Raw genomic sequence first — 14,404 nt, forward strand, 5'->3', positions numbered from 1 at the left:
TGGAACAGGCTGAACATGACCGCACCCCGTTTTCACGCGATGCCGAGCGCGCGCGATTTTAGCGAAGCGGTTTCGGTGACGATCCCGGCCACTTCATCGATGGTGTCAAACGCGCTGGCCAGATCTTCCGCCGTCGAACAATAGGGCGGCATCAGGTAAAGCACATTGCCGAGCGGGCGGATGACGAACCCGCGCTCGCGGAACAATTGCCGCATGCGCGGCCCCGCCTCGGCGAGATAACCGCCGGCGGGCACCACGAGATCGAGCGCCGCGATGGTTCCCATTTGCCGGATGCCGGTGAAACGCCGGTCCTCCGCAAATCGCCGGAGATTGTCGCACAGCACCTGTTGCAATTGCCCGATGCGTTGAAGCACGGGCTCATCCCGCCAGACCTGAAGATTGGCGACAGCGGCAGCACAGGCAATCGGATTGGCCGTGTAGGAACTGGAATGGAAAAAGGTCTTGCGGCGATCCGTCGAAAAATGGGCATCAAAGATTTCCGCGCTGCACAGCGTTGCCGCCAGCGGCAGGGAGCCGCCGGTCAGGCCCTTGGAGGTGCAGAGAATATCCGGTGAAATGCCGGCCTGTTCGCAGGCGAATATGGTTCCGGTTCTGCCCCAGCCCGTCATCACCTCGTCTGCAATGACGAGGCAGCCATGGCGTTCGGCGATCTGTTTCATCCCGGCTAGAACATCCGCGCGGTAAGTTCTCATGCCGCCCGCCCCGAGCACCAGCGGCTCGACCAGCAGGGCGGCGATACGGCCTGAACGGCAGAAATTTTCGAACATGTCCAGCGTGTGCTGTTCGCTGCCCGCTTCCGGAAAAGCCAGCCGGTCGACGCCGAAGAGCAGCGGTTCGTAAGCGGCATTGAAGACACCGCGCTCACCGGTCGACATGGTGCCGATAGTGTCGCCGTGATAGCCATGCTCCATCACCACGATACGGTCGCGCTTTTCTCCGCGATTGTGGAAATATCCCAGCGCCATTTTCAGCGCCACCTCAACCGCCGTCGAGCCGCTATCGGAATAAAACACATGGCTTAGCCCGGCGGGCGCAAGCTCGATCAGCCCGCGCGCCAGCGTTTCGGCGGGTTCATGGGAGAACTCGGCGAAAATGATCTGATCGAAGGCCTCTGTCGCGGCGCGGATGGCCGCCATGATCGCCGGATGCCGGTGCCCGTGGGTGATGACCCACCAGGAGGAAATGGCGTCAAACAGGCGATTGCCGTCCTCATCGACGAGAAATGCGCCTTCCGCAGAAACGACGCGTTTCATCGGCAGTTCCAGCCCATGCTGGGTGAAGGGATGCCAGACAGGGGAACGGCTCATGCCGGCGCCTCCAGAAAATCAGCGAGATTGAAGTGTCGGGCAAATGCCCGATGCAGCGCCTCTGATGTCATCTCCGGCAGGCGCGGCAGGCGGCCGAGCGGGCGAACGGCGCCGATATTGGCGATGACGCGCTCATTTTCCCGGTTCTCGTCGCCGATGAAGACCACGCCCTGCACGGGAACGGCGCGGTGCCGCAACGCCTCAAGCGAGAGCAGCGTGTGGTTGATGGTGCCAAGCGATGTCCTTGCGCACAGCACAAGCGGAATTTGCCAGATGGCGAAGATATCGGCGAAGAGCACCGTGTCCGTCAGCGGCACCAGAAGTCCGCCCGCCCCCTCGATCACCAGCGGTCCATCCGTTTGCGGCGGCAGCAGCAGCGTGGGATCGATCGTTACATTCTCGAGGCGGGCCGACAGATGCGGCGAAGCCGGCATTTTCAGGCGATAGGCCTCCGGCAGAATGCGCCCGCGCGGCACGCCACCCAGCCGTTCCACCGTCTCGCTGTCTGTTTCTTCCTCCAGCCCGGATTGCACGGGTTTCCAGTAACAAGCCTGCAGGGCATGGGTCAGCGCTGCGGAAAAAACCGTCTTGCCGATGCCCGTATCGGTGCCGGAGATGACGAAACGAGGGCTCATCTCCGCTCCTCCGCCAGCGAAAGGGCAAGCAGCCCGATCATATCGGCGATCTGGCTCTCATCCACATTGAGCGTGATGGCGATGCGCAGCCGCGCCGTGCCCTCCGGCACCGTCGGCGGGCGGATCGCGCGCACATCGAAACCGCCCTCCCGCAGATGCGCGGCGATACGAAGCGAACGGGCATTGTCGCCGATCATCACCGGCAGGATCTGCGAACCGCTGGGCGCAACGCCGAGCCGGGAGCGAAGCTCCTCGCCGGCAAAGTTTACCAGTTCCGCCAGCCGCAGGCGTCGCCATGGTTCATCGGCAACGATGCGCAGGGCTTCCCGCACAGCGGCCGCCATCAGCGGCGAAGGCGCGGTCGAATAGATGAAACCGCGGGCGCGGTTGACGAGGTAATCGGCAAGCACCGCCGGCAGGCACAAAAGCGCGCCTGAAAGACCGAGCGCCTTGCCGCAGGTGTGCAATGCCACCACATTGCCCCGGCCTTCCAGCTCCGCGGCAAGGCCACGCCCGCCGGGCCCGAAAACACCGGTGGCATGGGCCTCATCGACGACAAGGAAACCTCCGTGTTTCCCGGCAAGATCAGCCAGGGCCGAAAGCGGCGCACGGTCGCCATCCATGGAATAAAGGCTTTCGACGGCGATCCACGGACGGCCCCGGCCACCCTCCTGCCGCCAGCGGATTATTTCCCGTTCGAATGCCTCGACCTGATTATGCGGCACGGCGATCGCCTTCGCCTTGCCGGCTGCAATGCCGTCATGGACGCTGGCATGGATCAGGGCGTCGTAAAGGACAAGGTCTTCCCGCAGCGGCAATGTGGAGAACAGCGCGACATTGGCGGCAAAACCGCTGCCGAAATAGATCGCTTTTTCCGCCCCGAAAAGCGCCGCCGCTTCCGCTTCCAGCGCCTCATGTTCGCGGTGGTTGCCACGCAGCAGCCGCGAGCCGCCGGCCCCCACCGGCACGCCCCTTCCGATGGCGTCGGCAATTGCCGCCTTCAGCCGGGGCGAATCGGCAAGGCCAAGATAGTCATTGGAGGTGAAATCGATCCCCTGTTGAGGAGCGAGCGCGCGCAGCCGCGATTTACGTTGCAGGCCGGCAAGCTTCGCCTCATAGGGGGAGAACGCCGCGAGGTTCACCGGCACCCTCCCGCCTCCCCAGACTGCAATTCCGTGGACTGCAGTTCCATCGGCTTCAGCCCCAGACGGCGGAAAAGCGCCGTGTCGTGGTCCTCACCCGGATTATCCGCCGTCAGCAGCGTCTCGCCGATGAAGATGGAGTTGGCGCCGGCCAGGAAACAGAGCGCCTGTGTCTCATCGCTCATCTCCGTGCGTCCGGCCGAAAGCCGCACATGCGAACGCGGCATGAGGATGCGCGCCAGTGCGATGGTGCGGATGAAATCGATCGGATCGACGGGATCGGCCTTGGCCAGCTTCGAGCCGGGGATCGGGATCAGCATGTTGATCGGCACGCTTTCCGGCGGTACCGGCAGATTGGCGAGCGTCACCAGCATCGAGATCCGGTCTTCCACCGTTTCCCCCATGCCGAGAATGCCGCCGGCGCAGACCTTGATGCCGGCATCGCGGACATTGGCAAGCGTTTCCAGCCGGTCCTCGAAGGTGCGGGTGGTGATGATCTGCGAATAGAACCGCTCGGAAGTGTCGACGTTGTGGTTGTAGTAGTCGAGGCCGGCATCGGCCAGCCGTTCGGATTGCTCCGGCGTCAACATGCCGAGCGTCATGCAGGTTTCCATGCCGAGCGCCTTCACGCCCTCGACCATGGCCACCACGGCCTCCATGTCGCGCTCCTTGGGATTGCGCCATGCAGCACCCATGCAATAACGCGTCGCGCCGCCCTCCTTCGCCTTGCGCGCTTCAGCCAGCACCCGCTCCACTTCCATGAGTTTGGAGGCCTTGAGGCCGGTGGGGTTGCGGGCGGACTGGCTGCAATAGCCGCAATCCTCCGGGCAGCCGCCGGTCTTGATGGATAAAAGCCGGCTCATCTGGATGGCATTGGGATCGAAATGACAGCGATGCACCTGCTGGGCGCGGAACAGGAGATCGTTAAAAGATAAATTATAGATAATTTTGGCTTCTTCGAGCGACAAGCCGTTGCCGAAACCCGCAATCGGAGCTGGATTTCTGTCTATTTGCGTGACGATCTGGTCCATCTGTCGATCTTTCCCTCAAAATAAATAGATAGAAGTTCTTTTTATCTATTTTTTTCGAACTGCTTTTTGCAAGCGTTTTTTTCGAGAAAAATTTTCTGACAGGGGAGATGGCGGCATATGCGGGGATCGGAATCGCCGGCTTTAAACGCTGAAATTCATTGAATACGCACGTGCTCACGGAAAAGATCGGGCCGGCCCATGGCGTGAAAAGTCCGCACTTGCTAAGGGTGAGGCATGATCACACTTCGTCCCTCCGAGAGCCGCGACGCTTCCCGCATCCTCGACATATGGAGCAGAGCAGTCGACGCCACCCACGGGTTCCTTCTGCCGGCGGATCGCGTCGCGATCGGGGAGGAAGTCGAAGCTTTTCTGCCGCAGGCGTCGCTCACGCTGGCGGTCGATGTTTCTGACCGCCCCCTCGGTTTCATGTTTCTGCATGAAGGGCATATGGAGGCGCTTTTCATCGATCCGGACCATCATGGCCAGGGCATCGGCAAGGTTCTGGTCCGGCGGGCGCTTGCGCTCCACCCCGCATTGACCACGGACGTCAACGAACAGAACGCCGGGGCCATGGGTTTTTATCGCCGGCTGGGATTCGAACCGACGGGACGCTCCGACCTCGACGGACAGGGGCGACCCTATCCGCTCGTCCATCTTCGATTTCGCGCAACGGAAAAATAGGCCGCCGGGATCGTCGGGGAGGATCAAGCCACGAACACCATAGTCCGCTTCGCAACCGACGATTTTCTGCCCAAACACCGCTTCGACCAATGGCGCGAAGTGCGTGGCAAAAGCCTGTTTGGTGTGACGATCGAGCTTGCGCGGGACCTTCGCCACAGCTTCCGGGGTTCGTTTCAGGCGCGCGCCGTCGCCGGCGCCGTGGTGACCGAGATGCGCGCTTCCTCTTACCGGGTGAACCGCACCGAAGCAGATATTGCCCGCATTGCCGGCGACAGCCTCTGCATCGGCCTGCAGGTCAGGGGCTCCGGCTTTCTGCATGCCGGCAAAAATCAGGTTCACGCGGTCGGCGGCGGCGATATCACCATCAACTATTCCGACTTGCCCTATGATGCGATACCGGGAAACGAGGCGGATTTTCACTACAGGATGCTGAAGATTCCCGTGGATTACGAGGTCATGCTCGGTCAGGCCACCGATGACCTGTTTGCGACGCGTTATGCGGAAAACAACAGTTTCTCCCTGCCCTTCCGGGCCCTTTTCAACGCGCTGAACGCCGACCCCGGCAGACTCATCGATCCCGCCCGCGATGTCACCCATATCGCCCGGCTTGCCATGACGGCGCGCGGGCGGCTTTCGTCCGCCATGCCGGAGGTGCGCGCCGCGCTGAGGACCGGGCTCTGTTATGCGGCACAGGACATCATGATACGGAAAAAATCCCGGCAGAACCTCACCCCTGCCGCCGTCGCAAGGGAACTGGGCATTTCGCTTCGGCAATTGCATGTGGTTTTCGAGGGTGCGGAACTGTCGTTTTCCCGCACGCTCTCCTCCATGCGGATCGAGGAGGCGAGACGGTTGCTGCTGGCATTCCCCGCCCTGCCGGTCACGCAGATCGCCTATGGCTGCGGCTTCGACAGCCTCGCTACTTTCTACAGGATCTTTGCCGGCACCTATGGCATGACGCCCGGCGACGCCCGCGCTGCGGATATGCCGCCGGCTTAAAATTTCACCTCTGCGCGCAATGAGAAGACGCGCCATTTCAGCTCCTGTAAGGCCGATTGGATCATCCCATCCCGGAGCGCGGCCCATGACCAATTTTTTCGACTTTGCGATTTCCCGGTTGCCGACCGCGACAGCCGATTGCCGCAGGCCAGCGCCCGGCGAAATAGAGGCGATGCTGCAAAAAGAACCCTTCGCGGCGGCGCTGCGTCTGCTGGCGGGAAGTTTCATCGCCCTCTACGAAGGCTCGCCCGAGATGACCGCGCTTTTTGCGACGCGCCAGAGCCGGCTTCTGTGTCACGCGCTTCTGGCGCTCTATTTTCAGAAATGCGGCGCCTGTGAAACAGGAGAGGGAGAAGCCGTGCTGACGCGGGAAGATTTCGGCCATCTGGCGCTTCGGCATGGCCTCGCCAGCCATAGTGTCGCTCATGCCTTCTTCAGAGAGGCGCTGAAACGCGGAATGACACGCCCGGCAGACCGGTCCAGCGACGGGCCGGACAATGGGCCTGGCAATGGGCCCGGCAAAGGGATCGTGCCGTCAGCCCCGGCGCTGGCGATGCTCGCCCAATGGTACGACGTGCATTTTCAGGCGCTGGATCTGCTGGATGAGGGCTTCAGGGCATCACGTTTCATCAAGCGGTCAGAGGCCATGCTTCCCCATATCCACCCCCGCGTATCGCAGGCGTTTCTGTCGCATCCGGAGGTGCGCTGTCCCGGCCCGCTTTCCATCATCTTCAACTGGTTCGATGCCGGCGGACTGTTGATGGACCGCCTTATCGCCGGCATCGACTGGGAAAGGCCGGCCGAACAGGGCAGGCGCCTGACCGATGTGGAAACCGTGACGCAACTGGCGACATCCCTCTCCCTGTCGCGTATCCACATCGGCCGCAAGCTTGCGGCGGCCGAACTGATCGGCGGCATCGGCTGGAGCGGACGACGCGGCCGTTCCGCACTCTGGATTTCGCAGGGTTTTTACGAGGAATATGCCCGCATGCAGGCCCGCAAACTCCTTATTCTCGATGAAGCCTTCATCGACTTCGTGTGAGGTGCGGGCAGGCTGCAGCCCGTCCGTTGCGCGTGCCGGCCTCGCTACGCGTGAATGCGACATAACGGCTTTCGTCGATGGTTATGAGGGATATCCATTGACAAATCACAGGACTACAGCTTTTCTACGCAACATGCGTGAGATGTTGCGAACATCGAAATTGCTGGCCCTGTTGTTTAGACTGGTGATGATACTGTCACTGGCTGGCTATAGTGTTTCCACCGTCAATGCCGCAATGCATCCTGCCGAAGCCGGCGGAATGCAGCACGATCAGTCCGCCATGATGGATCACGGCGCGACGATGGACCATGGCGGCTCGGCCATGATGTCCGACAGTCACGATCACAACGATATGGCCGAACAGGACGGCGGCGTCAAAAAGCCCGTCAAGCCGCAATGCTGCGGCGATTTCTGTCTCGGCATGGCGGTTCTGATCGGCCACGACACCATTGGCAGACCCGTCGTCAACAGCATCCGTTCCTTCCTCGACGACAGCAAGGCGCTGGGCGAGACCCCGCTCCTTCACCGCCCCCCGAATATCTGAACAGGCAAAGCCCGCCTTTGGGCAATGACCGTGCGTGAGCGGCTTTAGCGCCGTCGCGCCGTTGCATCTCCTGTTCGGAAAATACCCATGAACCCAATTTACATTGTGGTTGCGGCGCCCCTGCTTCTGGGCGGCTGCACAGCCACATCCATGATGAACGACGCCGCCTCCTATGACGACGCGGCAAACCCGTCGCTCGGCGCGGCCCCCATCCGCTATCAGACCCCGGTCGCGGGTTACACGCACCGCGCGCCGGTGGACCCGAAGCCCTGGCGTAACCAGAACGATGCGCAGGCTCCGAAAGGAGACGCATCATGACGATACTTACCTTCAAACTCGGAGCGAAAATCGCGACCGCCCTTTGCCTGCCGTTTCTTCTCGGCGGCTGTGTCACGGCCGCCCAATATGCGTCGCGTGACGCCGGTTTCACCAATGTTTCGGCCAGGACATCCGAGGCGACAGGCAAGCAGGCGGTCTGGGTGCAGAACCGGGCCGAGGCGCAGGCGACGCAGGCCCGCGTCAAATCGCTGATGGCCGCCGGCAAAAGTCTCGATGTCGAGACGGCGGTGCAGGTTGCGCTCCTGAACAACAAGGGCCTTCAGGCAGCCTATGCCGATCTCGGCGAATCCGCCGCCACTGCATGGCAATCGACCATGCTGGTCAATCCGCGGGTCGGCATCGGGCTGACGGGGATCGGCACGCCGGGGCTCAGGGCCTATCAGGCGATCGAGGGTGTCGTCGTCACCAATATTCTGGCGTTGGCTACCCTCAAGAAAAATGTCGAGATCGCCGATACCGGCTTCCGCAAGGCGCAGCTTGGCGCCGCGCTGAAGACGCTGCAACTGGCGGCCGATACCCGCCGCGCCTGGATTACCGCGGTGGCGGCATGGGAAAATGTCGGCCAGCTGGCGCAGGCGCAGACCGCGGCGGATGCCGCCTCCGAACTTGCCGTGAAACTTGGCGAGGCGGGTTCGCTCAACAAGGAGGGCCAGGCCCGCGAGCAGGTCTTTTACGCCGAGTTGACCGGCCAGATCGCCAGGGCGCGGCTTGAGGCCCGTCTTGCCAAGGAGGAACTGACCCGGCTGATGGGGCTGTGGGGAGCGGATATCGAATATACCATTCCCAACCGTCTGCCCCCGCTTCCGAAGGCGCTTACCAAACGGGACATGATCGAGGCCGAAGCGCTGCAGCGCCGCGTGGATCTGCAGATGGCAAAGCTCGATCTGGAGGCGACCGCCCGGTCGTTCAAGCTCACCGAAGCCACCCGATACGTGACCGATCTCGAAATCCGTTCCGGCTTCGAGACCGAGCGCGAGCTGGAAGACGGCGAAATCCACAAGCAGACCACCGGCAATGCCGAGCTGGAATTCGTCATTCCGATCTTCGATTCCGGTCAGGCGCGCATGCGGGAATCCGAACTCGCCTATATGCGCGCGGCGAACCTGCTGGCGGAAAAGGCGGTCAATGTCCGCTCGGAAGCCCGCTCCGCCTACCAAGCCTATCGCTCGAACTATGACATCGCCCGGCATTACCGCAACAGCGTGGTGCCGCTGCGCACCAAAATCGAGGAGCAGTCGTTGCTGACCTATAACGGCATGATCACCAACACCTTCGAGCTTCTGGCCGACAGCCGGGAAAAGGTCAATTCAAGCCTGCTCGCCATCAACGCGAAACGTGACTTCTGGCTCGCCGAGGCCAGCCTCGCTCCCGCCATTTACGGCGGCGGCACGGGTGCTGCGGCGGGCGCGGAGACCGAGGTTGCCGCCGCTGGCGGCGGCGGTGGCGGACACTGAGAAAGGAAACGACCATGTTTAACAGAAGAAACTTTCTGGGTGTCGGCGCCGCAATGGTCTCCTCGGCGGCCTGGGCGAAAACATCCAATACCAGTCTGCCGGAAGCGGCAGTGATGGAAACAGCTGCGACCCAGGCCCCGGTCAAGCCCACCACCGGCCCGGATTATAACCCCGTCGTCACCTTGAACGGCTGGACCCTGCCCTTCCGGATGAACAACGGCGTCAAGGAATTCCACCTTGTCGCCGAGCCGGTGGAGCGCGAAATGGCGGAGGGCATGACCGCCCGCCTCTGGGGTTATAACGGCCAGTCGCCCGGCCCGACCATCGAGGCCGTCGAAGGCGACCGGGTGCGTATTTTCGTCACCAACAAGCTGCCGGAACATACGACGATCCACTGGCACGGCATGATCCTGCCGTCCGGCATGGACGGCGTCGGCGGGTTGTCGCAACCGCATATCCCGGTTGGCAAAACCTTCGTCTACGAGTTCGATCTCGTGAAATCCGGCACCTTCATGTACCACCCGCATTCGGACGAGATGGTGCAGATGGCGATGGGCATGATGGGCTTCTTCGTGATCCATCCGAAGGACCCGGCCTTCATGCCGGTGGACCGCGACTTCGTGTTCCTCATCAATGCCTTCGACATCGATCCCGGCTCCTATGTGCCGAAGATCATGACCATGACCGACTTCAATCTGTGGTCATGGAACAGCCGGGTGTTTCCGGGCATCGATCCGCTGGTGGTTTCCAAGGACGACCGGGTGCGCGTGCGCGTCGGCAACCTGACCATGACCAACCATCCGATCCACATGCACGGTTACGATTTCGAAGTGACCTGCACGGACGGCGGCTGGGTGCGGCCCGAGGCGCGCTGGCCAGAGGTGAGCATCGATATCCCCGTGGGTGCGATGCGGGCCTATGAATTCGACGCCAAATATGTCGGCGACTGGGCGATCCATTGCCACAAGTCGCACCATACGATGAATGCGATGGGACATGACGTCCCGACCTTCATCGGCGTCGACAAGAAGACCGTCGCGGAGAAAATCCGCAAGGTGCGGCCGGAATATATGCCGATGGGCACCGCCGGCATGGCCGATATGGGCGCGATGGAAATGGAAATCCCTGAGAATACCGTACCCATGATGACGGGTTGGGGTCCGCACGGCCCCATCGAGATGGGCGGCATGTTCTCCGTGGTGAAGGTCCGAGAAGGCATCTCCGCGGGCGATTACTCAGATCCCGGCTGGTACGAAAACCCGCCCGGAACCCAGGCCTGGGAATGGACCGGCGAGTTGCCGGATACGACCAAGACCAATGACCCCAAAACACAGATCACGCCGAAACCGATGAAACACGGCTGATCGCGCAGACCCAACCCCCACAAGAACCCCCACCAAAATCAAGGAAATATGGAATGACCAAACTGAAACTTGCACTGCTAATTGCCGCTCTCGCCACGCCCGCCCTTGCATCGGGCACCCACGGCGGCGGCCATGAGGCGATGGCGATCGGCGAACCGGGCGACAAGGCCAAGGTGACCCAGACCATTCAGGTGACGATGAAGGAAACGCCTGACGGCAAGATGCTGTTCACGCCCGCCAAGTTCGACTTCAAGAAAGGCAAGACGGTTCGCTTTGTCGTGAAGAATGTCGGTGAACTGGACCATGAATTCATTCTCGACGAACAGAAGGCCAATCTGGAGCACAAGGCCGCCATGGAGAAGGCTCCGGAGATGGAGCATGACAATCCGAACGCGATCAGCCTCGCGCCCGGCGAAAGCGGCGAAATCATCTGGAAATTCACCAATGACGGCATGTTCGAATTCGCCTGCCTGAAACCCGGACATTACGAGGCCGGCATGCGCGGCGATCTCAAAGTTTCTGCAAAGTAACCCGGCAACAAAGGAATCTGACCATGAAGACCATCGTTAAAATCACCGTTGCAGCAGCACTCCTGCTCACCGCTCCCCTCAGCGCATTCGCAGAGGAATTCACCAAGGGAACGGTAAAGAAGGTCGATGCCGCAGCCAAGAAAGTCACCATCATCCATGAAGAACTGAAAAACCTCGACATGCCGGCCATGACGATGGTGTTCCGCGTCAAGGACGATGCGATCCTCGCCAAGCTCAAGGAAGGCGCCAATATCGAGTTCGTCGCCGAACGCGCCGACGGCAAACTGGTCGTCGCCCAGGTGAAATAAGGCCATCTGGCCGCTCGGCAAGAAGCAGTAGGGGCAGCGGTTTTCCGCTGCCCTTTTTGATATTGGGCGGAGGGGATTCCCCTCCGCCTTATTGTTCCGCAAATGGCCTTGTTTCCGCAGCGGGCGGTATCCCGTCGACCTTGCGCGAGAAGGCGGCGTCTATCGCCTGCCGGTTGTTCATGAACGGTCGCTGGAGCAGAAGGAACACCGCGAGCATCAAGGGCCATGCAATCAGGACATCGGAGAGAAAGTGAGCGCCCATTGCCACCCTGTTCAGGGAGACAATCACGATAAATGGCGCCAATATCGCGATGCCGATCAGGCGAAATTTCTCTGGCAGGAGAATGGTGAAGGCCAGAAGGGCGGCTGCGGAAGCGCTTTCACCGGAAGGAAAAGAGCAATTTCGGGCGCAGCCACCGTCAAGGGAAAGAACCGGTGTAAACAACAGGTCTCCCCCGAACTCGCCAAGATGGCGCGGTCTTGCCCTGCCAAACGCGTTTTTCAATATATGAACCGAGGCGCCCGGTCCCAGAGCAAAAAAGACGCCGATAAACAGCAGCTTGTGCGGTGGAAAAACCCGGAGCAGGCCGCCCGAAAATGGCATGAGGACAAGCATGCACACCAACCCGGACAATAAAACCGGCGGAAGCATGCGGTTCAGATCTCGGACGGAAACGAGGAACTCGTCCTCGCCAAGGTGGAAACGGTCCGTCCAGAATTGCCGGCTCACCTCAAGATCGATATCCGACCTGATCGTGAAGACGATCATCATCGCAAGAGCGACCAGAAGAGCCAGCAGGGAGGAACTGCCGGAGGCACGTAAAAAAGCCTGACGGGCGACATGGATGGCGCCTGCGCGAAATTTCGACCTCTGGGTCCAATTCCGCTTTTTCCGGTCGGTTTTACTGGCGAGAGGCTGGTGCATGGCCAGTTCTCTTCCGCAGAAATGTCAAGGCTTTGCGGAGAAAGAGACAAGACTGCAAGGAAAGCGGCACCGATAGTGTTTATTCGGGGATGGAGGCTCTTGCCCGATGTTTCGCATCCGCTTAGCGTCCCCGCGTTACCACGGCTTACAGAAGCAGATTTGCGGATCGAGTATGGACAAAGGGCTTATTCTGATCGTCGAAGACGACCCCGATATTATTCAGATTCTGGACGCCTATCTCATTCGCGAAGGATACAGAACCGTCAGGGCGAGCGACGGAGAAATAGCGCTGACGCATTTCTCCATGTTGAGACCGGATCTGGTTCTGCTCGACATTCGCCTGCCGAAGTTCGATGGCATCGAGGTGTTGAACCGCATCCGGCGGGAACGGGATACGCCTGTCATCATGGTCACCTCCCTTGCGGAGGATATGGACAAGCTGACCGGCCTTCGCCTCGGCGCTGACGATTACATCGTCAAACCTTTCAATCCCCACGAATTGATCGCGCGGGTGAATGCCGTGCTGAAACGCACGCGACAGCCGGCCGCCGGCGGGGTCTTGCGCTTCGGGGCCATCGAAGTGGACACCGAAGCCTATGTCGCGGCCGTTTGCGGCGATGGGGGACGGACCGTTCTGCCCCTGACGCTGAGCGAGTTCAGGATACTCGCCCATATGACGCGCCGCCCCACCCACGCCTTTCAGCGCGCCGATATTCTGGATGCCTGCCTGCCGGAAAGCGATGCGCTGGCGCGCACCATCGACACGCACATCGCCAATCTGCGCAAGAAACTGGCGGATCATGGCGCCTGCGGTTATCTGGTCTCGGTGCGCAGCGTCGGTTATCGGCTGGCCGGGGAGCAGAAACCATGAAACTCTGGCGACTGCGCCTGCGCACGATGACGGCGATCACGATCACCACGATGCTCATCTTTGCCGTCGCGTTGGTCTATTTCGGCGTTTCCTGGTATGCGGACAATATTGAAGAGCGCATCATCGCCCAGCTTTCGCCCGATGCCTCCAAGGCCTTCTCGGATATCGACCGGGGCGTGATGCCGGACCAGCGCCAGCTTGAGGCCCTTATCGAGGTTTTGCCGGGTCTGGAGGACGAGGCGGATAACGAGCTTATCAAATCGGTGTTCGTCTTCGGATTGCTCGGTGTCCTTCTGTGCAGCCTGCTCGGTTACTTCATCTCGCGGCGCATTGCAGCACCTCTCGGCGAACTTGCAGACGCTGCGCGGCGCATGGCGACCGGCGATTTCAGCGGAGGCGCAAAGATCAAGGCGAACCCCATCGCCGAAGTCGCATTTCTGGTCGACAGTTTCGAGAGCCTGACGCGGGAGCTCCAGATGATGGAGCGCCGGCTGAAGTTCAACACGATGGCGGTGGCCCACGAATTGCGCACCCCGCTGACGATCCTGCAGGGCCGTTTGCACGGCATCGCGGATGACGTCTTTCCCCTCGACAAGCAAGCCATTCGCCACCTCATCGTCCATGTGGAAGGGCTGGCGCGTCTTGTCGATGATTTGCGCACACTTTCCCTGGCGGAAACCAACAGCCTCGTCAAAGACACGCAGCCGCTTGATCTTGCCGCCGAATGCGCGGCCGTGGCTGAAGCGGCGCGGCCGCTGATGGATGAGGCCGGCATTGATATCGATATGTCGCTGGAGCCCGCACCCATTTGCGGCGACCGTCAACGCCTTCGGCAGCTATTGCTGATCCTGATGGACAATGTGCGCCGCTATGCGGCGAGCGGCAAGTTTCTGCGCTGTTCGACCGGGCTTCAGGATGGGCGTCCCTTCGTCACGATCGAGGATAAGGGGCCGGGCTTTCCCCCTGGCGTCGAGGCGCACGGCATCGAACTCTTCTGGCGAACGGAGCCGTCACGCGCGCGCAAGACCGGCGGCACCGGGCTCGGCCTGTCGATTGCCCGCGCGATCGCACGGGCGCATGACAGCGATCTGCAGATAAAGACGCGACCGGACGGCGGAACCATCGTGACGGTTCTCTTCGCGCAAACGCCCTGAAAAATTTCCGCGGGCAATCCGCTGCGGCAACGAACCGGTCTTCATGGAAGACAGGCT

Annotated in this window: 16 protein-coding genes; 11 read left to right on the top strand and 5 right to left on the bottom strand. The window is 61.1% G+C overall.

The features are described 5' to 3' along the window. Positions 1 to 32 precede the first annotated feature (32 nt). The 4 genes from L904_RS22875 to bioB are packed head-to-tail and all read right to left on the bottom strand — an operon-like array spanning position 33 to position 4,136. A complete protein-coding gene (locus tag L904_RS22875; RefSeq protein WP_035264539.1) occupies positions 33 to 1,328 on the bottom strand; it encodes an adenosylmethionine--8-amino-7-oxononanoate transaminase in 1,296 nt (431 codons plus the stop codon). Further along, positions 1,325 to 1,963, bottom strand: a complete 639-nt coding sequence (bioD, locus tag L904_RS22880) for a dethiobiotin synthase (protein ID WP_035264536.1) — start codon at positions 1,961 to 1,963, stop codon at positions 1,325 to 1,327. Before bioD ends, L904_RS22875 begins: the two co-directional genes overlap by 4 nt. Continuing rightward, the gene (locus L904_RS22885; RefSeq protein ID WP_035264560.1) at positions 1,960 to 3,105 is read right to left on the bottom strand and encodes an 8-amino-7-oxononanoate synthase; all 1,146 of its coding nucleotides are present in this window, start codon (positions 3,103 to 3,105) and stop codon (positions 1,960 to 1,962) included. The genes bioD and L904_RS22885 overlap by 4 nt, the downstream gene beginning before the upstream one ends. Beyond that, complete coding sequence (bioB, locus tag L904_RS22890; protein ID WP_035264533.1) at positions 3,102 to 4,136, bottom strand: biotin synthase BioB; 1,035 nt, start codon at positions 4,134 to 4,136, stop codon at positions 3,102 to 3,104. Before bioB ends, L904_RS22885 begins: the two co-directional genes overlap by 4 nt. Positions 4,137 to 4,370: 234 nt before the next feature. Here bioB and L904_RS22895 point away from each other — a divergent pair, with 234 nt between their 5' ends. From L904_RS22895 to L904_RS22935, 9 genes are all read left to right on the top strand, one after another. Beyond that, complete coding sequence (locus L904_RS22895) at positions 4,371 to 4,817, top strand: acetyltransferase (RefSeq protein ID WP_035264531.1); 447 nt, start codon at positions 4,371 to 4,373, stop codon at positions 4,815 to 4,817. A gap of 99 nt (positions 4,818 to 4,916) precedes the next feature. After that, entirely contained in the window at positions 4,917 to 5,816 is a 900-nt protein-coding gene (locus L904_RS22900; RefSeq protein ID WP_035264528.1) for an AraC family transcriptional regulator, read from the top strand. A gap of 85 nt (positions 5,817 to 5,901) precedes the next feature. Beyond that, positions 5,902 to 6,858: a hypothetical protein gene (locus tag L904_RS22905; protein ID WP_035264527.1), complete on the top strand. Its 957-nt coding sequence runs from the start codon at positions 5,902 to 5,904 to the stop codon at positions 6,856 to 6,858. Positions 6,859 to 6,991: 133 nt separating this feature from the next. Then, positions 6,992 to 7,402 (top strand): hypothetical protein, encoded by a 411-nt coding sequence (locus L904_RS22910; protein WP_035264526.1) that lies wholly within the window; start codon positions 6,992 to 6,994, stop codon positions 7,400 to 7,402. Positions 7,403 to 7,489: 87 nt separating this feature from the next. Further along, the gene (locus L904_RS22915) at positions 7,490 to 7,720 is read left to right on the top strand and encodes a hypothetical protein (RefSeq protein WP_003522077.1); all 231 of its coding nucleotides are present in this window, start codon (positions 7,490 to 7,492) and stop codon (positions 7,718 to 7,720) included. Further along, positions 7,717 to 9,195: a TolC family protein gene (locus L904_RS22920; protein ID WP_035264524.1), complete on the top strand. Its 1,479-nt coding sequence runs from the start codon at positions 7,717 to 7,719 to the stop codon at positions 9,193 to 9,195. Before L904_RS22915 ends, L904_RS22920 begins: the two co-directional genes overlap by 4 nt. Before the next feature lie 14 nt (positions 9,196 to 9,209). After that, complete coding sequence (locus L904_RS22925; RefSeq protein ID WP_035264521.1) at positions 9,210 to 10,559, top strand: multicopper oxidase family protein; 1,350 nt, start codon at positions 9,210 to 9,212, stop codon at positions 10,557 to 10,559. Positions 10,560 to 10,612: 53 nt separating this feature from the next. Beyond that, on the top strand, positions 10,613 to 11,089 hold the full coding sequence (locus L904_RS22930) for a plastocyanin/azurin family copper-binding protein (protein ID WP_020809423.1): 477 nt from the start codon (positions 10,613 to 10,615) through the stop codon (positions 11,087 to 11,089). A 23-nt stretch (positions 11,090 to 11,112) separates the two neighbouring features. Beyond that, complete coding sequence (locus tag L904_RS22935) at positions 11,113 to 11,397, top strand: copper-binding protein (protein WP_003522073.1); 285 nt, start codon at positions 11,113 to 11,115, stop codon at positions 11,395 to 11,397. Between the two features lie 88 nt (positions 11,398 to 11,485). Here the strand turns inward: L904_RS22935 and L904_RS22940 are convergent, their stop codons facing one another. Continuing rightward, a complete protein-coding gene (locus L904_RS22940; RefSeq protein WP_245267280.1) occupies positions 11,486 to 12,049 on the bottom strand; it encodes a phosphatase PAP2 family protein in 564 nt (187 codons plus the stop codon). Between the two features lie 445 nt (positions 12,050 to 12,494). Between L904_RS22940 and L904_RS22945 the strand changes: the two genes are divergently transcribed. Together L904_RS22945 and L904_RS22950 are read left to right on the top strand one after the other, a co-directional pair. After that, positions 12,495 to 13,193, top strand: a complete 699-nt coding sequence (locus L904_RS22945; RefSeq protein WP_003522071.1) for a response regulator — start codon at positions 12,495 to 12,497, stop codon at positions 13,191 to 13,193. Next, entirely contained in the window at positions 13,190 to 14,347 is a 1,158-nt protein-coding gene (locus L904_RS22950; protein WP_020809421.1) for an ATP-binding protein, read from the top strand. Before L904_RS22945 ends, L904_RS22950 begins: the two co-directional genes overlap by 4 nt. Positions 14,348 to 14,404: the final 57 nt, after the last annotated feature.

It is taken from the genome of Agrobacterium sp. LY4 (genome assembly GCF_001526585.1).
Taxonomy (GTDB): Bacteria; Pseudomonadota; Alphaproteobacteria; order Rhizobiales; family Rhizobiaceae; genus Agrobacterium; species Agrobacterium leguminum.

What these genes read in the sequence shown, in the direction of transcription:
- L904_RS22875 (WP_035264539.1), bottom strand. Translation starts at nt 1,328, where the DNA reads ATGAGCCGTTCCCCTGTCTGGCATCCCTTCACCCAGCATGGGCTGGAA.
- bioD (WP_035264536.1), bottom strand. Translation starts at nt 1,963, where the DNA reads ATGAGCCCTCGTTTCGTCATCTCCGGCACCGATACGGGCATCGGCAAG.
- bioB (WP_035264533.1), bottom strand. Translation starts at nt 4,136, where the DNA reads ATGGACCAGATCGTCACGCAAATAGACAGAAATCCAGCTCCGATTGCG.
- L904_RS22895 (WP_035264531.1), top strand. Translation starts at nt 4,371, where the DNA reads ATGATCACACTTCGTCCCTCCGAGAGCCGCGACGCTTCCCGCATCCTC.
- L904_RS22905 (WP_035264527.1), top strand. Translation starts at nt 5,902, where the DNA reads ATGACCAATTTTTTCGACTTTGCGATTTCCCGGTTGCCGACCGCGACA.
- L904_RS22910 (WP_035264526.1), top strand. Translation starts at nt 6,992, where the DNA reads ATGCGTGAGATGTTGCGAACATCGAAATTGCTGGCCCTGTTGTTTAGA.
- L904_RS22915 (WP_003522077.1), top strand. Translation starts at nt 7,490, where the DNA reads ATGAACCCAATTTACATTGTGGTTGCGGCGCCCCTGCTTCTGGGCGGC.
- L904_RS22920 (WP_035264524.1), top strand. Translation starts at nt 7,717, where the DNA reads ATGACGATACTTACCTTCAAACTCGGAGCGAAAATCGCGACCGCCCTT.
- L904_RS22925 (WP_035264521.1), top strand. Translation starts at nt 9,210, where the DNA reads ATGTTTAACAGAAGAAACTTTCTGGGTGTCGGCGCCGCAATGGTCTCC.
- L904_RS22930 (WP_020809423.1), top strand. Translation starts at nt 10,613, where the DNA reads ATGACCAAACTGAAACTTGCACTGCTAATTGCCGCTCTCGCCACGCCC.
- L904_RS22935 (WP_003522073.1), top strand. Translation starts at nt 11,113, where the DNA reads ATGAAGACCATCGTTAAAATCACCGTTGCAGCAGCACTCCTGCTCACC.
- L904_RS22940 (WP_245267280.1), bottom strand. Translation starts at nt 12,049, where the DNA reads ATGCTTCCGCCGGTTTTATTGTCCGGGTTGGTGTGCATGCTTGTCCTC.
- L904_RS22945 (WP_003522071.1), top strand. Translation starts at nt 12,495, where the DNA reads ATGGACAAAGGGCTTATTCTGATCGTCGAAGACGACCCCGATATTATT.
- L904_RS22950 (WP_020809421.1), top strand. Translation starts at nt 13,190, where the DNA reads ATGAAACTCTGGCGACTGCGCCTGCGCACGATGACGGCGATCACGATC.